The organism is Bacillus sp. N5-665, from assembly GCF_022637375.2.
GTDB classification, from domain to species: domain Bacteria; phylum Bacillota; class Bacilli; order Bacillales; family Bacillaceae_G; genus Bacillus_A; species Bacillus_A wiedmannii.
In genome coordinates this window covers 1,788,296-1,810,379 of sequence record NZ_CP093325.1, presented here as the reverse complement: position 1 = coordinate 1,810,379, position 22,084 = coordinate 1,788,296, and the positions used below count along the sequence as shown (strand labels likewise).

The following is a 22,084-nucleotide window of genomic DNA, read 5'->3' as shown; positions in this document are numbered from 1 at the left end:
TAAAAGACTCCTACATAGTTGAAAGTATTTTTTCTATTTATCCGTTCCTAATCCCCATGAAAAAAGGAGCTGTCATATAGTCGATAATTCGACTATATGACACTCCTTTTTAGTTGACCGTATATGGCTAACAATTCATTTATCTCTTTAATATAAAGAATATAAACAATTATTATCTCTTCACATATAAAAAATTCCTTAGCAGTAGAAGTGAGAGTGGTTCAGTATTCTTCTAAAAATAATAACTTATAAACCTAAAACAATGAAAGCCCTACCTCTCTTTCATCCTTACGGCTCCTCGTCCGTGCCAGTGTGAATCAGGATTGCAAAAATCAAGTAACTATTCTATCGAAGTGTTTAATTAAACTTCGAATATTCGTAAAGAATTTAAAAAATAAAAATGGATTTGATTGTAGTAATAACAAAAGAGGTTAATGCTCTAAAAGTGGTTTGAAAGAATTGAATGTCTTTGAAATGATTAATTCTCTATAATTATGTTCCCAAAAAATTCAAAACCTTTTTTGGGATCTAATACATTATTTGTAATGAATCTTAACAAAAGCTTTTTATTTGACTTTCCGTGATACCTTCAATTAATCCCAGTTCACTAATCAAAAATTCGTGTGCGTTATCTAACATTTTCTTTTCGCTTGCATTAAGTGCTTTTTCTTTCTGCATACGTAATAAATCACGTACAACTTCAGCACCTTCTTGTATTTTACCCGTCTTTATTTTATCAGTGTTCAATTTATACCTTTGTTTCCACGTAAGTAATCTATCAGATTCTCCATGTTGAAAAATATCCAATATGTGTGCTATTGCCGTTATATCCGTGACTGGTCGTATATTTGAGCTCAATATTCTCCCTGCCGGAATCATTACTTCCATATTACTACCCGACATTTTTATAACATAATATTGTTGTTTTTCTCCTGTGATTTCCTTCTCTTCTATGGCTTTAATTATACCTGCTCCCTGCATTGGATAAACAATGTTATCGCCAATTTGAAACAAATAATCCACCTCCATATATGGTAACCTTCTCAATCTTAACACACAATCAATTTTTTAGCAAAATTTTTATTTTATCATAAAATTATTTTTAATGTCAATCCTTTCGAACTAAGAAAATAATTTCGTAAAATATCATTAAAAACCCGCAATCTTATTAACTTTTCCACACATATATACATTCTAATTTCACCTTCTCTTTTTACATAAAAACACATTACTACATATAAGTAGTAATGTGTTTTTCATACTGAATCGTTAAACATTCCCTATTAATTTCACGCCTATATACTAACCTGCTTACGGACTGTCTCTCTCGCTAAAAGAAAACTCATAATCACTTGCGCAGCTACTCGACTCGTCATATCTCTGAAATCAAGGGTTGGATCAATTTCTACTATATCCATCCCTTGAACGTGCGGTTCTTTACCAAGAAATTCAATCGCATCAAGTAAAGTCGTACTATCCATACCGCCAGGACCAATTGCTGGACAACCTGGTGCAAATGCTTGATCTAGTACATCCATATCAAGAGAAATGTAAATAGAAGTCACGCCTTGATTTCTTAATACTTCAATACTTTCTGTGATGATATCTTTGATTTGTCGCTCTCGTACATCTTTCATTGTATACACTGTCACGCCATGTTTTTTTGCATATTCATGGTACGCTCGTGCATTTGAAAAATTACGAATTCCGATTTGAACGAGTTGTTTTCCTTTAATGACATCATTTTCTAGCAAACTACGGAACGGTGTACCATTTGATGGGCCACCATCATCTAAATTACGTAAATCATGATGGGCATCAAATTGAATAACACCGACCTTCCCTTTACTATTTGCAAACCCTGTTATACTTGGAAAACTAATCGAATGGTCACCACCAAGAACGATTGGTATCATGTTCGGATTTACTTTCGTTACATGACCAACTGTTTTCGCAATGCGCTTATGACTTTCTTTTATATCAGTCACATGCATCGTAATATCGCCGCAATCATATAAGACACTTTCTTTCATATCATGTTCTTCTGTAATTGCGTACGTGCTATATGCATCTAACATTGCACGAATTGTTTTTGGCGCAAAACTTGCTCCTGAATGACTAATAGATGGTTTAGAAAGGGGTGCTCCAATTAAGGCAGCACCGAATATTTCCAAGCCTTCCTCCCAATCTTTAATCATCTCACTCCATTTCGTCACTTCACGATCGATAAACTTTGCATTTTTCTTTAAATAGTGGCCGTGCTCCACGATTGTTCACCTCTTGTATATGCGATATTACCATTCTTCCATACTGTATTTACATGACTCACGCCGTAATGATACGGTACGTAAGCATAATTGTAAGCATCCCATAAAACTAAATCTGCCTTACGACCAACTCTAATCTTTCCAGCTACATCACCTCGATTAATTGCGTAAGAAGAATTAACTGTTACGGCATTCCAAACTTCTTCTGGTGTCATTTTCAGCTTGAGCATTGCAATGCTCATAATAAGCTGAATGTTCTCAGTTGGACAACTACCTGGGTTAAAGTCTGTAGCCAAAGCAACTGCAACACCTTCATCGATCATTTTACGTCCACGAGCAAAGCTTTCTTTATTTAAATAGAAAGTTGTTCCTGGTAATAAAGTAGCTACTGTATTAGAGTTTGCAAGCATTTCAATTCCTTTATCAGAAGCGCCCACTACATGGTCCGCTGATGCTGCACCAATTTCAGCCGCTGCTTCTGCACCACCAAGAGGGTCAATTTCATCTGCATGAATTTTCACATCAAAGCCAAGCTCTTTCGCTTTTAATAAAAACTCTTTTGATTCTTCGACAGAGAACACACCTGTTTCGCAGAAAATATCAACGAATTCAGCTAATTGCTTCTCTTTCATTTCTGGTAGTAGGTCTAACATCCATTGTAAAAATTCTTTCGATCTACCTTTATACTCTTTCGGAACTGCATGAGCACCTAAAAATGTGGAAACTAAATCGATTGGATGCTCTTTTTGTAATTGTGCAGTTGCCTCTAATTGTTTCCATTCCGTCTCATCATCTAATCCATAACCACTCTTCGCTTCTACAGTTGTAACTCCGAAAGATAACATACGGTCTAAATGGAATTTCGCTTTTTGAACAAGTTCTTCTCTCGACGCCTGTTTCGTTGCATTTACAGTTGAAAGAATACCTCCGCCTTGTTCTAAAATTTCTAAGTACGGAACTCCTTGTAATTTTAGTGCGATTTCATTTTCACGAGATCCACCAAATACAAGGTGAGTATGCGGATCAACAAGACCAGGAGAAACCATTTTCCCTCCGCAATCAATAACTTCTTTCGCTTGTAATCCTTTCGCTTCTTCCGCTGTTCCAACGAAAGTAATTACGCCATTTTCAATTCCAACCGCACCGTTTTCGATAACAGGAAGCGTGTTCATCGCTTCCCGTCTTAACAAGCCATCTTCTTGATCCATTGTTAGTAATTGACCGATATTTATTAGTAAAGTGTCCAGCATGTTTTCTCCTCCTTATTTCATCATCGGAATGTTAACGCCTTTTTCTTTCGCAGTTTCCACAGCTAAGTCATATCCTGCATCAACGTGACGAACAACACCCATACCAGGATCAGAAGTTAATACGCGCTCAATACGTTTTGCTGCTGCTTCTGTTCCATCTGCAACGATAACCATTCCAGCATGAAGTGAATAACCCATACCAACGCCACCGCCGTGGTGAACAGACACCCAGCTCGCACCGTTTACACTGTTAATTAATGCATTTAAAATTGGCCAATCGGCTACTGCATCACTACCGTCTTTCATCGCTTCTGTTTCACGGTTTGGAGATGCTACTGATCCGCAATCTAAATGATCACGACCGATAACGATTGGCGCTGATAATTCACCATTTGCCACCATTTCATTAATAATGCGACCAAATTTCGCGCGCTCACCGTAACCTAACCAACAAATACGAGATGGAAGACCTTGGAACTCAACTTGCTGACGAGCCATACGAATCCAGTTACATAAATGCTCATTATCCGCAAACTCACGTAATATTACTTCGTCTGTTTTATAAATATCTTCTGGATCACCAGAAAGTGCTACCCAGCGGAATGGTCCTTTACCTTCGCAGAATAATGGACGGATAAATGCTGGAACGAATCCTGGGAAATCGAATGCATTTTTCAAACCTTCATCGAAAGCAACTTGGCGAATGTTATTTCCGTAATCAAATGTAATTGCGCCTTTTTCTTGCATAGCAAGCATTGCTTCTACATGTTTTGTCATACTTTCTTTTGATAATTGTACGTAACGTTCTGGATCTTCTTCACGAAGTTTCGCTGCTTCTTCTAATGTGTAACCTACTGGAATATAACCGTTTAATGGATCATGAGCAGATGTTTGATCCGTAACTAAATCTGGCGTAATATTGCGCTTCACTAGTTCTGGTAAAATCTCTGCCGCATTTCCTAATAAACCAATTGAAATTGGTTCTTTCTTCTCTTTATACTCGTTCGCAACCGTTAATGCTTCTTCTAATGATTCTGTATACATATCACAGTATCTCTTTTCAATACGACGATCGATGCTGCGCTTATCAACATCAATAGCAATGACAACACCGCCGTTCATCGTTACAGCAAGAGGTTGTGCACCACCCATACCACCTAAGCCAGCAGTAAGTGTTAATGTACCTTTTAATGAACCATCGAAATGTTGACGTGCCGCTTCGCCAAACGTTTCATATGTTCCTTGTAAAATACCTTGTGTTCCAATGTAAATCCAGCTACCTGCTGTCATTTGTCCGTACATCATAAGACCTTTTTTCTCTAGTTCACGGAAGTGATCCCAGTTCGCCCATTTTGGTACTAAGTTTGAGTTCGCTAAAAGAACGCGAGGTGCATCTTCATGCGATTTAAAGATTGCAACTGGTTTTCCTGATTGAACAAGTAATGTTTCATCGCTTTCTAACGTTTTTAATGAATCTACAATCGCATGGTAGCTTTCCCAGTTACGAGCTGCACGGCCAATTCCGCCATATACAACTAATTCTTCTGGTTTTTCAGCAACTTCAGGATCTAAATTGTTCATTAACATACGAAGTGCAGCTTCTTGAATCCACCCTTTCGTTTGTAATTCAGTACCTCTTGGCGCGCGAATTGTTTGTTTAACTTTTTCCATTTCAATCTCTCCCTTTTCTCATTTTATAGTGCTGCGTTTACATCTAATCTTTCTTTTATCGAATAATTCGTTTTTAACCAGTGCGTAATATTTTCAATATCCGTTGAGAATATGCGATCATTTGTAATAGAAGGTACTTGTTGACGGCCTTGATGGTAGAAGCTCTTCGTCACTGTACTCATGTTTTCAATACCGCGATATTCTGCTGCTTGCATCGCACAAATCATCTCAATTGAAAGAACACGTCTTACATTTTGAATAATTTGATGTGCATGGCGTGAAGCGATTGTTCCCATACTTACGTGATCTTCTTGGTTAGCTGATGACGGGATTGAATCAACACTCGCTGGATGTGCTAACGTTTTATTTTCAGAAACAAGTGACGCTGCAGCGTATTGCATAATCATTGCACCAGACTGAAGTCCTGGTTCTGGACTTAAAAATGGAGGTAAATCATTTAATTGCGGATTTACTAAACGCTCAATACGACGCTCTGAAATATTTGCAAGTTCCGCCATTCCTACTTTTAAGAAGTCCATCGCAAACGCAATCGGTTGACCATGGAAATTACCACCCGAAATTACTTTTTCCCCACCATCAAAGATTAGTGGATTGTCCGTTGCTGCATTCATTTCAATTTCTAATTTTTCTTTCACATAATTTAAAACTTGCCAAGAAGCACCGTGTACTTGCGGGATACAACGAAGTGAATATGCATCCTGTACTCGTAGTTCTCCTTGTTTTGTTGTTAATTTACTATCATGAAGGATGTTACGAATTCTGCTCGCTACTTCCACTTGCTCTTTATAACCACGCGCTTTATGAACATTTTCATCAAATGCATCAATAATGCCTTGTAATCCTTCAATTGTCATCGAAGCAATGAATTCAGCTTGATACGCCATTGCTTCTGCTTCTATATAAGAAAGAACTCCTTGCGCTGTCATCGCCTGCGTACCATTAATTAATGCAAGCCCTTCTTTCGCTTCAAGTTCAATCGGTTCAAGACCTTCTTCTGTAAGAGCAACCATCGCATGAACGCGTTTCCCCTTATAGAACACTTCACCTTCGCCTAATAATACAAGCGCAAGATGAGATAAAGGTGCTAAATCGCCACTCGCACCAAGTGACCCTTGTTGCGGAACGACTGGGTGAATTTTACGATTTACAAACTCAAGAAGCATATTTACAACAAGTGGTCTAACACCAGATACTCCTTTTAGCATCGTGTTCGCTCGTAAAATTAACATACCTCGTGATACTTCTTCAGGGAATGGATCACCTATACCGCATGCATGTGACTGAATTAAATTGTGTTGAAGTGCCTTTACATCATCTTTTTGAATAAGCACATCACTGAACTTTCCAAATCCAGTTGTAATACCGTAAACGACTTTTCCGTCCTCTACAATTTTCTCAACAACTTCGCGGCACTCCGCCACCTTTTGCATACTATTTGGACAAGCTGTTACACCTTCCCCTTCAAGTAACAACCTCTTCATTTCTTCAATTGTCAATGTGTGTCCTGTTAACGTAATCATTCTTTTTCCTCCTTAAAAAGGCAAAAGGGGACCTTATCTTTTTAAGACAGACTTCTGTCCTAAAAAAGTAAGGCCCCCTTCTAACTAATAGACTATGGGCAAATCATATGTGATTAATTCCTAAACCAATCGCCTCATGCTCAGATCCTTTTACAGGTGCACCAATCGTTCCATATAATGCAACAGCAACCCATTCGCCTTCTTTTTTTCCGTCGTATGGTCTACCGCGCACAATCGCAAAGCGAAGTCCTACTGTACGAAGAACGTCTGCTAACTGAATTTGACCTCTCGTCACTCCGTACAAAGCTTCCATAATTGCATGATAAAGTGCATGTGTTTCTCTGTAAACATCTGTTTCAATAACTTGGGTGCTCTTAGCCGCTGTTTCCATTGCTGCTACAACTTTTTGCGAATTCATCGAACCCACTTTCCCCGTACAATACTTCCAACCTTTTGGAATAGATAATACAGGGCTTTCATTCTCATCCGCAAGTGCCAACAACATGGCCATACGACCAATTCGATGTGTTCCTTGAAGAAGCATGTGACTCTCTCATTTCTTTTAATTATTTGAATATTTCTTAATTTAAGAATATATGAAAACGGTTAAATCGTCAATAGTTTAAACTCACATTCGAACAATTTTTTCATCCCCTCCATTTGTGTACACAAATTATTTACACGAATTTTTCAGGCGTGCTATAGTCTCACTAACAGATACAAAGGGGCGATATTTCAATGACGAAGCGAAAAGATATTCATTTTCGAATTGAAGAAAAATTACTTGAAAGGTTTGAATCTGCACTCCATTACGAAGGTTTAAAGAAAACCGACGTATTAACACACGCGATTCAGCAATTTTGCACGAAGGTGGAATGTGAAAAAATGAATGATGTAAAACGCCAATATAACGTAAGCAACCATTTACAGACACGTATCGATACGCATAAACATTACGAAGAAAAACAAGTAAATTTAGATGAACTCGTCATGGAACATTTACAACTTCAAGGAGAAGAAAAAATATTAGAGGTTGGGTGTGCTAATGGAAATTTTCTTTCCCTTTTACAAACTAACGGTCATAAAGGCCAACTAACCGGTTTTGATCAATCGAAAACGATGCTTTCTGAAGCTGCAATAAAGAATAGCATAATTGAATGGAGACTAGGTGATGCTGGTAAACTTCCTTTTGAAGCTAATCGCTATGACTGGGTCATCGCAAGACATATGTTATATCACATGAAAGATGTCGAAAAAACAGTTCAAGGATTCCATAAAGTAATTCGTCCCGGAGGCTCACTTTTAGCTACAACAAATTCTGACGTTACATTACCTCGTATAGTTGAAATGTGTAACCGCATGTTAGACGCATTTGATTTACCGAAAACAACATCTTCAGTCACTCCATTTTGTTTAGAAAATGGTAAAGAAATATTACAATCTGTTTTTCCAACTGTTGAAGAAGCAGTTATTCATAATGCTCTCGTTTTTCATCATGCTACTCCGATTGTAAACTATATTTCTAGCATGTTTCCATCGCTAAATATACCTGATAATACATATCTTCACGCCGAAATGAAGGAATGGCTAAAAAAAGAAGTAGAAAATGAATTGTCACTTCATAACGGTATATGGCGCGACCCGAAAACGTTAGCCATTTATCGATGTCAAAAAGAAAAAAGCTAGCAAATGCTAGCTTTTACACATTCTCATGTAAAAGTTTCTCCATCATCATATTGCCCTTACCACCGTAAAAATTTATATTATGTTCGTTCGCTACTCCAAAATAAGAGGCAACTGCTATTCCGAATGGTACAAATGCATGCCCCTGTGCTGTAATAATATTTGAGTGTCGCACAACTTCTTCATACACAAAATTTTCTACTGGAAAACAATCTAACTTTTGATAATCTATAGTCGCTGTATAAGAAATCCCTTTAAATAAACCTGCTCTTGCTAACGCATACGGTCCAGCACAAATCGCAGCTACTAATTTTTCTTTTTCAGAAAATTGGCGAATGACTGAAAAGAGAATATCTGCGTCTTTCATATGTACTGCGTCTCCCCCTGGAATGATAATCCCCTCATATTCATCTACACGCACTTCACTTAATTCTATATGCGGTTGTACTTGCAAGCCTGTTTCACTTATAATCAACTCTTTTGTTAAGCCCGCAGTAATGATTTCATATTTCTTTTTCAGCAATGCTGTTGCTACTGTTATTTCAAACTCCGCAAATGTTGGGTATACGAATAATAATATTTTTTTCATAGTCCTTTCTCCTTTAACCAGCCCATAAAATATGCTTCTAACTCATCCACTGTTAATGTATTCGTGTCCACATAAGTTACAGGAAATTGTTTATACCATTCTTTTTCAGTTTCTACTAATTTAAATTGTTCTTCGAATGTACTTCGATTTCTTGCCCCGTCATTATTTTTTCTATCATATAAATTTTCTTTCGAAACATCTAAATAAAAAATTGCATCCGAACAGCATTCTCTTAATTTATACAATTCATCTTTTAATTCTGTTTCTATATCCCACTCTTTCCCTATCACTTTCGGATAAAAGAGTGTATAAAATTCAATATCTTCTGGTCCGCGATCAAAAATCACGACTGAATCTTTCACATTTTGAAACTCCTTTATTTTTACTTCCATAAACATTTTTTGATTTATTATAAATCCTTCTTTTGAATTCATATCCAAATTTAATTGTTTTCGCTTTTCTACAATTGGATATGGATTTTCATATATAACTGAAAGCCCACATCTCTCTAACCTTTTAGCCAATGTTGTTTTTCCACCTGCCATCGGTCCTTGGAGTGAAATTACATATGCCATTCCTCTCATTCCCTTGCATTTTATTATATCTATAATATACAGAATTTTAAAAACTATCAACGGAATATATATCATCTTGTTTCTTATTCTTATCTAACTTATAATAAAAATAGAGATTATGACGGACACATCAATAATGTAAGCTTGGAAATCCAAGCTTACATTATTTTTTGCTTTCCCTTTTCTAATAAAAAGAGTATACTAGTTTAGAACGTATGTTCTTAATGATTACATACAGTAAGGAGATAGAACAATGGTATACGATACAAAAGCAATTTCTTGGAATGAGTCTTTAAAACAACTTCAACGCCGCTATACAAACAAACAAGTTGATCGAAAAGAATTTGAAGATATTGAACTGATGGAATTCTTCCGCGATAACGACTACATTTCTTTACCTACACATATAAGCGGCCTATCAACAGCACGTTTTACTTCTTACTCTATTTTCACAACTGAAGATAAAGATCGTAAAGTTGGCACATTAATCATTGAATATGTAGAAGATGATAATAATAATTTATGTGTTGAACAACTATACTTTGTTTAAATGATAACGCTTGGTCAAAATGACCAAGCGTTCTTGCTTTCTATGAATATCACTGTTTATAATATGAATAAAAGAAAACCGCAATCATTAAGGGGGGATAAGCTTGCTCGAAGGATGGTTCAGTTGGTTCATAGTGCTATGGACTGTTATTTTATTAGGACTTATGTCTATCGGTGGATACTTTATGTTCAGAAAATTCCTAAAACGATTACCTAAAGAAGATGGTATGTCCATTTTAGATTGGGAAGAGCACTATATTAATAAAACTAGACATTTATGGGATGAAGAACAAAAACAATTGTTAGAAGAGCTCGTAAGTCCTGTTCCAGAACTATTTCGCGATGTTGCTAAATCAAAAATTGCTGGCAAAATCGGAGAACTGGCATTACAAGAAAAAGCCTCTCAAATTACACAAGATTTAATTATTAAAGGATATATTATTGCTACACCGAAACGTGATCATAAATTTTTAGTAAAAAAACTACAAGAAAAAGAGATTGATTATTCTAACTATAAATCTTTACTCGCAAAGTAACTTCACATTATTTTCAATAAAAAGGACAGCGCCTTTGACGCTGTCCTTTTTATTTTATACATATAACGTTTTCAAGTTAATTTCATATCTTTTTCATTATAAAAACCATCTTCTTTTTCCATTTCCTTCTGTAATTTCGTAAAGGAACGGTACATGGCAATTCTCCATGACACAATCATCGCGAATGCAAGTAAGAAGAACATGCCACTAAGTTGTCCTAAATCAAGAGATTGACTTAAGTATGTTTTAAATACAATCCGCACGACAAGTAATCCAATTAATATAAAAACAAATGCTTTTGAACGCTTCAAATAAATCTCTTGTCCTCTAATTTCAAATTTAGATGTTTTAATAAGAAAAATAGAGAAAAACAAACCGACGCCAATTGCTTCTAACATTTCTGCTGGAGTTAATCGAAATTCAGGAAAAACAAACATCAACGCTCCCGTGCTCATAAAAAATGGTGGAAGTATAATTTTTTTCAATGTTGCCGGTTTCTTAGCTGCTTTTAAACGAATAAACATCGCACCAACAGCCATACAAACAGCAACGATACTGGATAAAACAACTATGTTCATATTTTCTCATCCTTTTTTGTGGCTATATGCAAAATATACTTTCATTATATGCTTTTCCGTTAGTATTTCCAACATTTTCACAGAATAATACTAAAAACCGGTAAAACCACCAAATAAACTTGAGAAATATACGATAATTTTCGTCATCCAGTTAAAATATAGGAAGATACCCATGACAATCATAACGTATCCCCCGATTTTCATGAATTTCATACTATTTCTTTTAATCCAAGACATTTTCGTAATAAAGAATGATAGCACGAAAAATGGGATAGCAAACCCAAGTATGTATGCTATCATATAAATCATTGCTGATTCTGGATTTGTTGCTGCTAATCCAATGACAGACACTAAAATAGGTCCAGTACAAGGCGTCCACCCTGCAGCAAAGGCCAATCCAATTAGAACGGATCCAAAATAGCCACTCGGACGATTTTTAAACGTAAATTTACGGTCTTGCATTAAAAACTTCGGCTTAAACACACCGACAATAATAAGACCGAACACGATGATAAATATACCACCTAACTGTCTAATTAAATCTTTATAATTTGTAAAGATGCCTCCAATAAAACTTGTACCAAACCCAATTGCAATAAATATAATTGAAAATCCAAGTAAGAAAAACGCTGTATGTATCATACTTCTTTTACGAAGCATTGCATTTTCTTCTTTCAACTCAGAAACCGACATACCTGTTATGTACGATAAAAATGCCGGATAAAGCGGTAAGCAACATGGGGAAATAAATGATAAAAATCCAGCGCCAAACGCTAAAAAAATACTAATATCTTGCATGATTCCACTCCTCTCCTTACATATTGTAGCAAAAACACATAAAAATACTATGAACAATTCGTGAACTCACTTTAACCAAGTGATAATAAGAAAAACTACCCTTACAAACAGTTTCTAATAAAACGTTTTCATTTCCTTCTATTATATAGAACAATCTCAATTGGACTACGAAACTTCTCTAATTGTTATTAACATAACAAAGGTAACATAGTTTCTCAAATGATTAGCACACTATAATGGACTACCCTTCTATCTCCCTAAAAAATATTTTTTTTCAAATGCTGTCTTTATACAATACGAAGCTGATTTTACAATACTTTTATTATTACTAATTTCAAGATTATGCATAAATATCATACTTTTATTATTATTCTATAAAATGTCATACTTTTCTTTTATTTGACCCTTCATTTTTAATTTTGTATACTTCCCTCTAGTTATATATGTCCGTTAGGAACAATTTCATATAGATGGGAGGAATTTTTCATGCTTCGTTATTCTCTTTTAGTTTTATTAGGAGCGTGTAGTTATGGGATTTTAGCTATTTTCGTTAAACTTGCCTATGCAGACGGATTTTCACTTGGAGAGGTAATTGGCAGCCAATATTTGTTCGGTTGGATTATTTTGCTTGCTATTACTCTTCTATTTTCTAGACATCGTGTTCCATTAAAACAAGCGTTAATTTTATTCGTTGCAGGTACATCTGCAAGTTTTACTGGAATTTTTTATTATGCTTCATTAAAAACTGTACCAGCATCTATTGCAATTATACTTTTATTCCAATTCGTTTGGGTCGGAATTATTATTGAAGCAGTCGTAACAAAAACATTACCTTCAAGAGAAAAGGTTATTTCCGTTATTTTCTTACTTGCAGGTACATTTTTATCAAGTGGTTTACTAGAGAAATCAGCAGGTGATTTCGATATGACTGGAATCATACTAGGTTTATTATCTGCTGTTACATTCGCAACATACATTTTCGTGAGCGGAAAAGTTGCTGTTGAAGTACCTTCATTACCGCGCGGTGTTCTCTTAATGACTGGCGCTTTAACTTTAGTAATGATCGTATTCCCGCCAACATTTATTTTTAGCGGTGCAATTTCTGAAGGACTTTGGAAATACGGTTTAGGATTAGGAACATTTAGTATCGTTATTCCTTCTATCGCCTTTACAATCGGTATTCCAAAGATCGGTTCTGGCTTAGCGACTATTCTTGGTGCAGCAGAACTACCAGTTACAACAATTATGTCTGTATTCGTTTTAAAAGAAGCGGTGCTATCTTCACAATGGATCGGTGTATCACTTATTTTAATCGGTATTGCAATCCCGCAAATTGCCTATGCAATGCGTGGACGTTATCGTAAACATCATACACACAAAAAATTGGCAGCATAAAACGAGAGAGGATTTTCATTTGAGAATCCTCTCTTTTCTTATTGTATACTTAATGTAAATACTTTATTTAAGAAAGAAGGCATTATACGTGGCAGCAAATCTAGAGCAATTAACTGAGATGCTAATTTCTATTCGTCGAAATTTACATGAGCATCCAGAATTATCATACGAAGAATTTGAAACGACGAAGACTATAAAAAATTGGTTAGAAGAGAAAAACATTACGATTATAAATTCTAGTTTAGAAACAGGCGTTATTGCTGAAATTTCAGGGAATAATAGCGGACCAATTATAGCAATCCGTGCTGATATTGATGCCCTTCCTATTCAAGAAGAAACAAATTTACCGTACGCTTCAAAAATTCCCGGTAAAATGCATGCTTGTGGGCATGATTTTCATACAGCTGCTATTATAGGTGCCGCTTATTTATTAAAAGAAAAAGAATCTTCTCTTAGCGGAACTGTACGCTTTATATTCCAACCAGCTGAAGAAAGTAGCAATGGTGCTTGCAAAGTAATTGAAGCCGGGCATTTACATGGCGTGCAAGCTATTTTCGGTATGCATAATAAACCTGATTTACCAGTAGGTACAATCGGTATTAAAGATGGTCCACTGATGGCCGGGGTCGATCGATTTGAAATTGAAATTCACGGAGTTGGTACACATGCAGCTGTACCAGATGCTGGGGTAGACCCTATTGTCGCGTCCTCTCAAATCGTGATGGCACTCCAAACAATTGTAAGCCGAAATATAAGCTCTTCACATAATGTCGTCGTCAGTGTCACAAACATCCATTCAGGAAATACGTGGAACGTAATTCCTGAAAAAGCAACGCTGGAAGGAACTGTACGTACATTCCAAACTGAAACACGTGAAAAGATTCCAGCTCTCATGAAACGTATTATTCAAGGGGTTTCTGATGCATTAGGTGTAAAAACAGAATTTCGTTTTTATGCAGGTCCTCCTGCTGTTCAGAACGATACATCTTTAACAAACTTATCCTCTCAAGTTGCTGAAAAAATGAATTTAAATATCATCTCTCCTACCCCGTCGATGGCCGGAGAAGATTTTTCTTTTTATCAACAAGAAATACCTGGTTCATTCGTTTTTATGGGAACGAGTGGTACACATGAATGGCATCATCCAGCTTTTACAGTAGATGAGCAAGCATTACCTATAAGTGCAGAATACTTCGCTTTGTTAGCTGAAAAAGCACTTAAACAATTTGCATAAAAAAGAGCCGTTAAGAAATACTTAACGGCTCCTTTTTTTAAGTTAAATCGCGTTTTAAAAATACTGTATAGGAAATGCTTAAAAATACAAATAAATATAGTAATAACATACATGAAGCAAATGGGAATGTTACTCCATCAATAAAACTTCCATTCTTTGAAATACTGTATAAATCTGTGTTTGCTGGCAATAAATATTTCGCCCAATCATATCTAGTTGCTGCTAATAATGCAATATTTCCTGATAAAGCAAGAAATAGTGAAATACCAATCGCGCCTCCACTAGATCTTGTTAATACAGAAATCATAAATGCAAACGCTGCGTACACAATGGTCGGCAACCACGATAAAATATAATACTTACTAGCTTCCACAAAAATATTTTGTTTTATAATATTTCCATCTTGGAAAATAAGCTCGCTCCATGCAGGCTGTTGGAATTTATAAATAACAAGTCCACATAAAGTGGAGAAAATCATATTAAATATAAACAATAACGCTGCAAATATCACAATTGCTAAAAATTTAGCTGTCAAAATTTTAAATCGACTCGCTGGTCGTATCGTTAAAAATTTATATGTTCCCCAGCTATATTCATTCGCAAAAATTGTACTTGCATACACGAGGATAAATGGGAGCAATATTGGAAATACGATAAAACCTGTATCTCTCATGAAAGAAAGCGGAGAACTGCTTGCCGGTGCTGTATCTGTATCTAAATGCTTCATCTTAAGCTGATATTCCTTTACAAGCTCGTCCCCAGATCGTTCCGCTAAAATAGCTTCTTTTTTCATGCCTAGCTTTTTCTCAATTTCTACAGTTCGTTCTGTATAATCGGCTTTCCATCCTTTTGTTTCCGGTTCTAAATACTTTACCGTAACCCATCCTAATCCAATTATTAATACTGCAATAACTGCAAAGGGAATAATCGTTCGCTTTCGCTTAAATATTTTATACAGTTCGTTATACACTAAATTAAACAATATCTTTTCCCCCTGTTAATTCTAAAAATTGCTCTTCTAACGTTTTTCTTTCTTCATATACACGATACACTTGAATATTTTTCTCAAGCAATGTACGAATAACATTTGGGATTTCTTCATCTTTTACAGTAATAAGTAGATCATTACCTTTTATTAAAACATCTTGGTCTAACATTTCTGCTGCTTTATTCGCATCATCTACACGTATACGGATTGTCTCCATCTCTTCGCTTTGATTATGCTGAATATTTTGCGTCGCCACATATTCTCCGTGCTGAATAATGATAACTCTGTCACACATTAATTCAACTTCTGAAAGTAAGTGACTAGATACAAGTACCGCTTTTCCTTGTTCATGTGCAATTTTCTTTATGTACATTCTCATTTCATGTATTCCACTAGGGTCTAATCCATTCGTTGGTTCATCTAATATCAATACATCTGGATCGTGAATAAGCGCTTGAGCAATTCCTAAACGTTGTCTCATGCCGAGTGAATATGCTTTTACTTTACGGTCAATTACTTGTCCCATTCCTAACAATTTCACTACTTCATCGATACGTTCTTCTGTCACATTGCCATTCATCCGTCCAAAATATGTTAAATTTTCATAGCCGCTCAAAAATGGATAAAATTCCGGTGTCTCAATTACTGCTCCAATTTTCGAAGCCGTACTTTCAAATTGCTGTTTTACAGATTGGCCGTCAATCCAAACTTCTCCCTCTGTCATACGAATCATGCCGACCATCATTCTCATTAAAGTCGTTTTTCCAGCACCATTTGGTCCGAGCAAACCAACTACTTCACCCTTTTTAACTTCGAAACTAATATTTTCTACAAGTGTCTTTGAACCGATTCGCTTCGTTAACCGCTCAACCTTTACAATTGATTGTTCATTTGTCATACTATACAACCTTTCCTTCCCATTCTTTGTCAGGTCTTTACACTGTAACATGATTATTTTTATGTGTAAAATAGGAAAAGGCATGATTTCTCATGCCTTTCCCTTGAATTAAAATGAATTTTCATCTTGTAAACTTTGAACAAATCGAAAACATTGCATCATCGATAATAGGACGATAACGATCATAATTATACTAACAACTACTATTGCATATATTGTAATCGGTGCACTATTTATCCCTTGTATTCCTGCTATTTTCATAAAGATAATCGTAAATAATTTCAAAAATAACATCCCATTCACTAATCCAAAAACAAACGCTGCTCCATAAATAAATAATTGCTCCTGACATAATAAACATAGTACGTCATTTCTCTTCCTATTCTCTGCTACATAAGATTTAATTTCCTCTTTCCTCACTTGCAGAAGAGAAAACGTTATTTTATATGTAGTAAAAATACAAATAAAAATGAATACAATAAACAGCATGTAAAAGCTCATTTGAAATAAAAGTGTAGTCTCTAATTTCCCAATAGCTCCTTCATTAAATTGGAGCGATATCATAAAAAATAAAATCATAGTACTCATAGCAACCCACATGAATTGCTTCATCCTTTTGGCAGCAAATGTTCTTATATTTTTTCTCACTAACTGACATAAAGACATATATTCTTCCCCTACCTTACTTCATACCATACTCATTCTATACTACTAGTGTATAAAAATATGACATTTTAAACATCGCACTACAATCTGAATTTTTTCTAAGTCTTTAGTCCTAGAAAACAAAATGGTAAAAAAATCATATTCATAATATAATTGTAAAAAGGAGGGGGTTGCATGCGCATAAAATTGCTATTAATCTTTTCTTTATTATTTCTCACAAGTTGTAGCCCACTTAAAAACAATGCAGATGCCATTGTTGAGCCATATAAATTAACAAAAGAACAAACTTCTATTTTACAAATGACTCCTTTTCAAGAAGGAGACAGCATGTTTTATAACGTTACCCTAAAAAATGAAAAAGATGAAATACATGCTACAATTGATTATTATCAAAATGGTAAAAAAACAAACATAATTGCGAATATAGCTACCTCCCATTTTCAAAAAAAGAAAGTAAAGCTTTCTTTTTTACCACCTCAATCCCAACTCGATAAAGATGTACAAGTGCAAAAACATTGGTATGTTAATATTGAAGGTAGTTCCATGCTCGCTCCTGAAGAAGCACCTCCAATCGTAAATAGCTCTACCTCTACTACTCTTCAATCTGCAATAAACTTAACATACAATCAAAAGACGACTTTAGCGGCTATAATAAAAACGAATAAAGAAACCGTAAGAATTCCAATGCTTGAGGAAAAAACTGCTATTGACCAACTATTACAAGAAAACGAACATGTTTATCTCTTTAGTATAGAACTAAAAAAAGAACACTAAAGCGGAAATGCAATTATATTGCATTTCCGCTTTAGTGTTTAATGAGGTGTACTTTTTAACAAATTAATTAATCTCATCCTCAACTTCTATTCTTTTCTTCTCTCTTGCAATTTTCAAAAACTCTAAAAGTTCTGGATTAGTATTCATTTTTTTGTACGCTACTGACATTTCTGCAACAAAATTCGAATCACATAACTCTTTATATACGACTTCGGTTTTATACAATTTATTCGCCGATACAGGTATTACCGTAATTCCGATTCCTGCCGCTACAAGTCCCATAACTGTTTGATATTCCGTTGCTTCTTGTACAATGTGTGGACTAAATCCTACGTCGCGGCAAAGTGATAAAATTGTATCGTATAACGCTGGCCATACCGGTCTCGTAATAAATACGAACGGTTCGTCTCTTAAATCTTCAATATGTATTTCTTCCTTTTCAGCAAGTGGATGTGCCTTCGGTAAACATAACGTACAAGAAAGTTTTTGAATTGGTTCTAACTCTAGTAATTGCGTTGGAATTGGCGGACGCAAAAAGCCAATATCAATACGGTTATCATGAAGTGCATGCACCTGATCCGGTGTTGACAGTTCATGTAATGCAACAGACACTCTCGGAAATTTCTTTCTATACTCCCTTACGATAGATGGTAAAATATCATATATCGCCGCACCTACAAAACCAATTGAAAGTGAGCCCACTTCTCCCCTTTGGGCACTTTGTGCAACTTCTACTGCTTTATCAATTTGTTCGAACGCTTTTTTTACTTCTTTTAAAAACATTTCTCCAGCTTCTGTTAATTCAACTTTTCTCTTCGTTCTTGAAAATAACATAACTCCCATTTCTTTTTCTAATTGCTGAATTTGTTGACTAAGCGGTGGTTGTGTCATTTGTAAACGAGCAGCTGCTCGTCCAAAGTGTAACTCCTCTGCCACTACAACAAAATATTGCAAATGCCGTAATTCCATTTTGGACACCCTTTTCACTTTCAATTAATACATCTAATATATTAATAACATATAATTTATATATTAGACAAATTTTTCGAATGAACGTATAGTAGAAATTGTTAATTCTTTTTTACAATTTTTATGTAAAAAAAGAAAGAGGTGGGTACTGTATGAAATGGTGGAAATTAAGCGGACAAATTTTATTATTATTTTGTTTCGCTTGGACAGGTGAATGGATTGCAAAACAGGCACACCTCCCAGTTCCAGGAAGTATAATCGGTATTTTTTTATTGTTAATTTCATTAAAATTTAACCTAGTGAAAAAAGAATGGATACAGGACGGAGCAGACTTTTTATTAAAAGAACTTATTTTATTTTTCATTCCTTCTGCAGTCGCTGTCATACGCTACAAAGATACACTATCACAATATGGAATCGATCTCATTTTAATTATTATGATTAGTACACTTTGTGTCACTCTCGCTACAGGACTCCTAACAGAATTGCTACTAAAGCGGAAAGGATCCACACAATGATCGGCTTTCTTTGTTTACTATTAACACTATTCACATATTGGATATCGAAGAAAATGTATCAACGCTGGAATTGGAGCTTACTTTCTCCTCTTCTCGTCTGCCCTATTATTTTAATTGCTTTATTACTCGGACTAGACACACCTTATGAAACATATGAAACAGGTGGGCAATGGTTAACAGAATTATTAAAGCCTGCAACAGTCGCTTTTGCATGGCCAATCTATAAATACTTTGATTTACTCAAGAAACATGGAATAGCTATCTTACTTAATGTCATTGTCGGCTCGTTTTTATCAGTTATTACTTCAGCACTACTAGCAAATTATTTTCAAATTGATTCATCGTTAGAACATAGTTTAGCACCTCATATTGTAACGACACCAATTGCAATGGCCATTTCAGAAATGATCGGTGGTATGTCACAATTAACAGCTGTATTTGTTGTTTTAACTGCGTTAACAGGAGCATTGCTCGGACCTTCTCTCATACGTATATGCCGTATTAAAACAGCGCTCGCAAAAGGCATTATGTTAGGCACGAGCGCAAATGGAACCGGTACATCAAAAGCATTCGAAATCGGCCCTGTAGAAGGAACCATTGCAAGTTTATCTATGCTTTTAACAGCAGGAGCTAGTTTAGTTATCGTTCCGCTTTTCTTATCATGGATACATTAAAAAAGCGAGTGTTTAAACACTTGCTTTTTTTATTATATATTTATTTAAAATCTCATAATCCTCCGGGAAAGATAGCGTTAATTCCTTCACTTCATCTATCCTTTTCCAAGTAATTTCATGTATTAACTCATCAGGATCTTGGATTTTCATACTACCGCCTATTTTTTTAACGACATAATAATGAACGTATACAGGAACCCCGTATGTAATACCCTCTTTTTCGTATATTTTATTTACAACTTCCACATTGTAACCTGTTTCTTCCCAAACTTCTCGAATACAACATTCTTCTAGTGTCTCTCCCTTTTCAAGCCCTCCACTTGGAACAGACCACCTTTTTTCTTCACCCTTTTGCCCTTGCAACACCATTAAAACTTCATTTTTTTCATTTATACATACTGCTGCACAACCTATCCATCTTTCCATATACATCCCTCCCCTACTACTATTCGTCTTCTTCTTTATTTTCCCCTTGAAAAAAGAGGAAAAAAGGAAAACGATGACGAAAACTTACATCAACTTCATAGACAATCCCTTCTTAGAAATTAAAAATGGAAGGATGAAAATATGATTTCTAAATATGTTGTGGAATGTGTCTTTTGTGAAGAAAATCGAAAACCACGCCAAGCTATCGTAACAGTTCCCGCCACTACTCAGCTACTAGCCATTGAAAAAGTGCGTGCGGAATGTAAACGTCGTTTCGGAAAAGCTTTATTATTGCAAACAGAAATTAAAGAAGAAATAACTATTGAACAAAAAGAAAGCCGACCATAAATTGGTCAGCTTTCTTATCCGATCATATTTTCACATGAAGATTAGGGGCATCCTCTTTAAGGATCGGGATTTCCCCATTATGTACGTTCCATAATGGTCATCGAACAATATATTTCTATGCAATTAATTATTGAATAGAATAGGGCAAAACTTGTTCGCATTTTTAGAAAAGGGATAGGGATATAATTCAAGTATTACTTCAAATACTCGAACTTTACACTCATTATATTAAAGCAAATCCTTTTATATGGGAAATATGAATTACTTACATAATTCATTCGTAAAACATATTAGTTTGCTATATTATTTTTATTCCATCAATAACATACATCCAGCTACAACTGGTGTCATAATCATTGAAAACTTCAAAAGCATACGTGGTGCATAATTTGTAAACTTCGCTCCGATATACGCTCCTAACATCGTCCCAATTAATACTTGCAATAACAATATATAATCTAGATACCCTTCTGAACTATATCCTATCCCACCTCCAATCGCAATCGGCAATATAACAAGCATTGTTGTTCCTACAGATTGCTGGATTGTTAAACCTAATAGAACCATTAATCCAAGTTGAATAAATGGTGCAGAACCAATCCCGAATGAACCAGCCATCATTCCAGTGACTAATCCAAGACATATACATTTCATTATATTTTCTTTCGAAAAATCTTTAATTTCTGCTAAAAGTAGTTCTTCCCTATTTTGAAACTTAATTAATTTAACAAACATAAAAATTGCAGATAAAAATAACATCCCAGCTGTAAACCAATGAAGAAGATGCGGTGGTATAAGTGAACCAAGCTTTGCACCAATATAAGAACCAAGTGCTCCACATCCACCAACAATCCCGCCTATAGTAACCACAACATTTCCTTCACGATAATGACTTATAACCCCAGATAATGTCGTAAATGCCATAGCAGTTAAAGACGTTGCAAGCGCAACATGAATAGGAATGCGGAATACTAAAGTGAGTATTGCGATAATAAAACCAGCTCCCCCTGCTCCAACAAATCCTAATAAAACTCCCATTACTAACATCGTTATAATAATTGCCACAAACTTTCCCTCCAGTAAAGCAATTATCCATTATATTCTTCCTTGTATACAAATAAAAAGCATCCTAGATGGATGCTTTTTATTTCAATAAT

At 35.3% G+C, this 22,084-nt stretch carries 26 protein-coding genes; 9 read left to right on the top strand and 17 right to left on the bottom strand.

Annotated elements, in window-relative coordinates:
- Positions 1–552: 552 nt before the first annotated feature.
- The 6 genes from MNO09_RS11865 to hutP all read right to left on the bottom strand — a co-directional run bounded on the left by MNO09_RS11865 (position 553) and on the right by hutP (position 7,273).
- Positions 553–1,014 (bottom strand): CarD family transcriptional regulator, encoded by a 462-nt coding sequence (locus tag MNO09_RS11865; RefSeq protein WP_170771247.1) that lies wholly within the window; start codon positions 1,012–1,014, stop codon positions 553–555.
- A gap of 281 nt (positions 1,015–1,295) precedes the next feature.
- A complete protein-coding gene (gene hutG, locus MNO09_RS11860) occupies positions 1,296–2,267 on the bottom strand; it encodes a formimidoylglutamase (RefSeq protein ID WP_000399819.1) in 972 nt (323 codons plus the stop codon).
- Positions 2,246–3,517: an imidazolonepropionase gene (hutI, locus tag MNO09_RS11855; protein WP_241950160.1), complete on the bottom strand. Its 1,272-nt coding sequence runs from the start codon at positions 3,515–3,517 to the stop codon at positions 2,246–2,248. Before hutI ends, hutG begins: the two co-directional genes overlap by 22 nt.
- Positions 3,518–3,529: 12 nt before the next feature.
- Positions 3,530–5,188, bottom strand: coding sequence for a urocanate hydratase (hutU, locus tag MNO09_RS11850; protein ID WP_088107042.1), 1,659 nt, complete (start codon positions 5,186–5,188; stop codon positions 3,530–3,532).
- Between the two features lie 23 nt (positions 5,189–5,211).
- Positions 5,212–6,729: a histidine ammonia-lyase gene (gene hutH, locus MNO09_RS11845; RefSeq protein ID WP_000631836.1), complete on the bottom strand. Its 1,518-nt coding sequence runs from the start codon at positions 6,727–6,729 to the stop codon at positions 5,212–5,214.
- Positions 6,730–6,832: 103 nt separating this feature from the next.
- Complete coding sequence (hutP, locus tag MNO09_RS11840) at positions 6,833–7,273, bottom strand: histidine utilization transcription antiterminator HutP (protein ID WP_000926520.1); 441 nt, start codon at positions 7,271–7,273, stop codon at positions 6,833–6,835.
- 194 nt (positions 7,274–7,467) lie between these two features.
- Here hutP and MNO09_RS11835 point away from each other — a divergent pair, with 194 nt between their 5' ends.
- Positions 7,468–8,415 (top strand): class I SAM-dependent methyltransferase, encoded by a 948-nt coding sequence (locus tag MNO09_RS11835; protein ID WP_000166767.1) that lies wholly within the window; start codon positions 7,468–7,470, stop codon positions 8,413–8,415.
- A 13-nt stretch (positions 8,416–8,428) separates the two neighbouring features.
- Here the strand turns inward: MNO09_RS11835 and MNO09_RS11830 are convergent, their stop codons facing one another.
- Together MNO09_RS11830 and MNO09_RS11825 are read right to left on the bottom strand one after the other, a co-directional pair.
- Positions 8,429–9,001 carry a DJ-1/PfpI family protein gene (locus tag MNO09_RS11830; RefSeq protein ID WP_000722192.1) on the bottom strand — a complete coding sequence of 191 codons (573 nt, stop codon included), beginning with the start codon at positions 8,999–9,001 and terminating at the stop codon, positions 8,429–8,431.
- Complete coding sequence (locus MNO09_RS11825; protein WP_070169031.1) at positions 8,998–9,585, bottom strand: AAA family ATPase; 588 nt, start codon at positions 9,583–9,585, stop codon at positions 8,998–9,000. Before MNO09_RS11825 ends, MNO09_RS11830 begins: the two co-directional genes overlap by 4 nt.
- Before the next feature lie 244 nt (positions 9,586–9,829).
- Between MNO09_RS11825 and MNO09_RS11820 the strand changes: the two genes are divergently transcribed.
- Complete coding sequence (locus MNO09_RS11820; RefSeq protein ID WP_000262403.1) at positions 9,830–10,126, top strand: hypothetical protein; 297 nt, start codon at positions 9,830–9,832, stop codon at positions 10,124–10,126.
- A 103-nt stretch (positions 10,127–10,229) separates the two neighbouring features.
- Positions 10,230–10,661 (top strand): DUF2621 domain-containing protein, encoded by a 432-nt coding sequence (locus MNO09_RS11815; protein WP_000889390.1) that lies wholly within the window; start codon positions 10,230–10,232, stop codon positions 10,659–10,661.
- 71 nt (positions 10,662–10,732) lie between these two features.
- Here the strand turns inward: MNO09_RS11815 and MNO09_RS11810 are convergent, their stop codons facing one another.
- From MNO09_RS11810 to MNO09_RS11800, 3 genes are all read right to left on the bottom strand, one after another.
- Positions 10,733–11,239: a CcdC family protein gene (locus MNO09_RS11810; RefSeq protein ID WP_001028637.1), complete on the bottom strand. Its 507-nt coding sequence runs from the start codon at positions 11,237–11,239 to the stop codon at positions 10,733–10,735.
- 90 nt (positions 11,240–11,329) lie between these two features.
- Positions 11,330–12,037 (bottom strand): cytochrome c-type biogenesis protein CcdA, encoded by a 708-nt coding sequence (gene ccdA, locus MNO09_RS11805; protein ID WP_001152684.1) that lies wholly within the window; start codon positions 12,035–12,037, stop codon positions 11,330–11,332.
- A gap of 16 nt (positions 12,038–12,053) precedes the next feature.
- The gene (locus MNO09_RS11800; protein WP_087947190.1) at positions 12,054–12,197 is read right to left on the bottom strand and encodes a peptidase T; all 144 of its coding nucleotides are present in this window, start codon (positions 12,195–12,197) and stop codon (positions 12,054–12,056) included.
- A gap of 326 nt (positions 12,198–12,523) precedes the next feature.
- On the opposite strand from MNO09_RS11800, the gene MNO09_RS11795 reads away from it, so the two are divergent.
- Both MNO09_RS11795 and MNO09_RS11790 read left to right on the top strand, forming a co-directional pair.
- On the top strand, positions 12,524–13,432 hold the full coding sequence (locus tag MNO09_RS11795; protein WP_000947017.1) for an EamA family transporter: 909 nt from the start codon (positions 12,524–12,526) through the stop codon (positions 13,430–13,432).
- An 88-nt stretch (positions 13,433–13,520) separates the two neighbouring features.
- A complete protein-coding gene (locus MNO09_RS11790) occupies positions 13,521–14,666 on the top strand; it encodes a M20 peptidase aminoacylase family protein (protein ID WP_000729786.1) in 1,146 nt (381 codons plus the stop codon).
- A gap of 37 nt (positions 14,667–14,703) precedes the next feature.
- Here MNO09_RS11790 and MNO09_RS11785 read toward each other — a convergent pair whose 3' ends face one another.
- From MNO09_RS11785 to MNO09_RS11775, 3 genes are all read right to left on the bottom strand, one after another.
- The gene (locus MNO09_RS11785) at positions 14,704–15,648 is read right to left on the bottom strand and encodes an ABC transporter permease (protein ID WP_000482782.1); all 945 of its coding nucleotides are present in this window, start codon (positions 15,646–15,648) and stop codon (positions 14,704–14,706) included.
- Positions 15,641–16,552, bottom strand: a complete 912-nt coding sequence (locus tag MNO09_RS11780; protein ID WP_000180644.1) for an ABC transporter ATP-binding protein — start codon at positions 16,550–16,552, stop codon at positions 15,641–15,643. The genes MNO09_RS11785 and MNO09_RS11780 overlap by 8 nt, the downstream gene beginning before the upstream one ends.
- 108 nt (positions 16,553–16,660) lie before the next feature.
- Complete coding sequence (locus MNO09_RS11775) at positions 16,661–17,218, bottom strand: FtsX-like permease family protein (protein WP_000050588.1); 558 nt, start codon at positions 17,216–17,218, stop codon at positions 16,661–16,663.
- Between the two features lie 174 nt (positions 17,219–17,392).
- Between MNO09_RS11775 and MNO09_RS11770 the strand changes: the two genes are divergently transcribed.
- Positions 17,393–17,992 carry a YgaN family protein gene (locus MNO09_RS11770; RefSeq protein ID WP_001220595.1) on the top strand — a complete coding sequence of 200 codons (600 nt, stop codon included), beginning with the start codon at positions 17,393–17,395 and terminating at the stop codon, positions 17,990–17,992.
- 63 nt (positions 17,993–18,055) lie between these two features.
- Here MNO09_RS11770 and alsR read toward each other — a convergent pair whose 3' ends face one another.
- Positions 18,056–18,961, bottom strand: coding sequence for an acetoin biosynthesis transcriptional regulator AlsR (gene alsR / locus MNO09_RS11765; RefSeq protein WP_000423222.1), 906 nt, complete (start codon positions 18,959–18,961; stop codon positions 18,056–18,058).
- A gap of 152 nt (positions 18,962–19,113) precedes the next feature.
- On the opposite strand from alsR, the gene MNO09_RS11760 reads away from it, so the two are divergent.
- Both MNO09_RS11760 and MNO09_RS11755 read left to right on the top strand, forming a co-directional pair.
- On the top strand, positions 19,114–19,479 hold the full coding sequence (locus MNO09_RS11760) for a CidA/LrgA family holin-like protein (RefSeq protein WP_000872362.1): 366 nt from the start codon (positions 19,114–19,116) through the stop codon (positions 19,477–19,479).
- A complete protein-coding gene (locus MNO09_RS11755) occupies positions 19,476–20,153 on the top strand; it encodes an LrgB family protein (RefSeq protein ID WP_000578956.1) in 678 nt (225 codons plus the stop codon). The genes MNO09_RS11760 and MNO09_RS11755 overlap by 4 nt, the downstream gene beginning before the upstream one ends.
- A gap of 12 nt (positions 20,154–20,165) precedes the next feature.
- Here MNO09_RS11755 and MNO09_RS11750 read toward each other — a convergent pair whose 3' ends face one another.
- Complete coding sequence (locus MNO09_RS11750) at positions 20,166–20,579, bottom strand: NUDIX hydrolase (protein ID WP_000442961.1); 414 nt, start codon at positions 20,577–20,579, stop codon at positions 20,166–20,168.
- 141 nt (positions 20,580–20,720) lie between these two features.
- Here MNO09_RS11750 and MNO09_RS11745 point away from each other — a divergent pair, with 141 nt between their 5' ends.
- Positions 20,721–20,927 (top strand): DUF3903 domain-containing protein, encoded by a 207-nt coding sequence (locus tag MNO09_RS11745; protein ID WP_000624204.1) that lies wholly within the window; start codon positions 20,721–20,723, stop codon positions 20,925–20,927.
- A gap of 309 nt (positions 20,928–21,236) precedes the next feature.
- Here MNO09_RS11745 and MNO09_RS11740 read toward each other — a convergent pair whose 3' ends face one another.
- On the bottom strand, positions 21,237–21,992 hold the full coding sequence (locus tag MNO09_RS11740) for a sulfite exporter TauE/SafE family protein (protein WP_000974680.1): 756 nt from the start codon (positions 21,990–21,992) through the stop codon (positions 21,237–21,239).
- Positions 21,993–22,084: the final 92 nt, after the last annotated feature.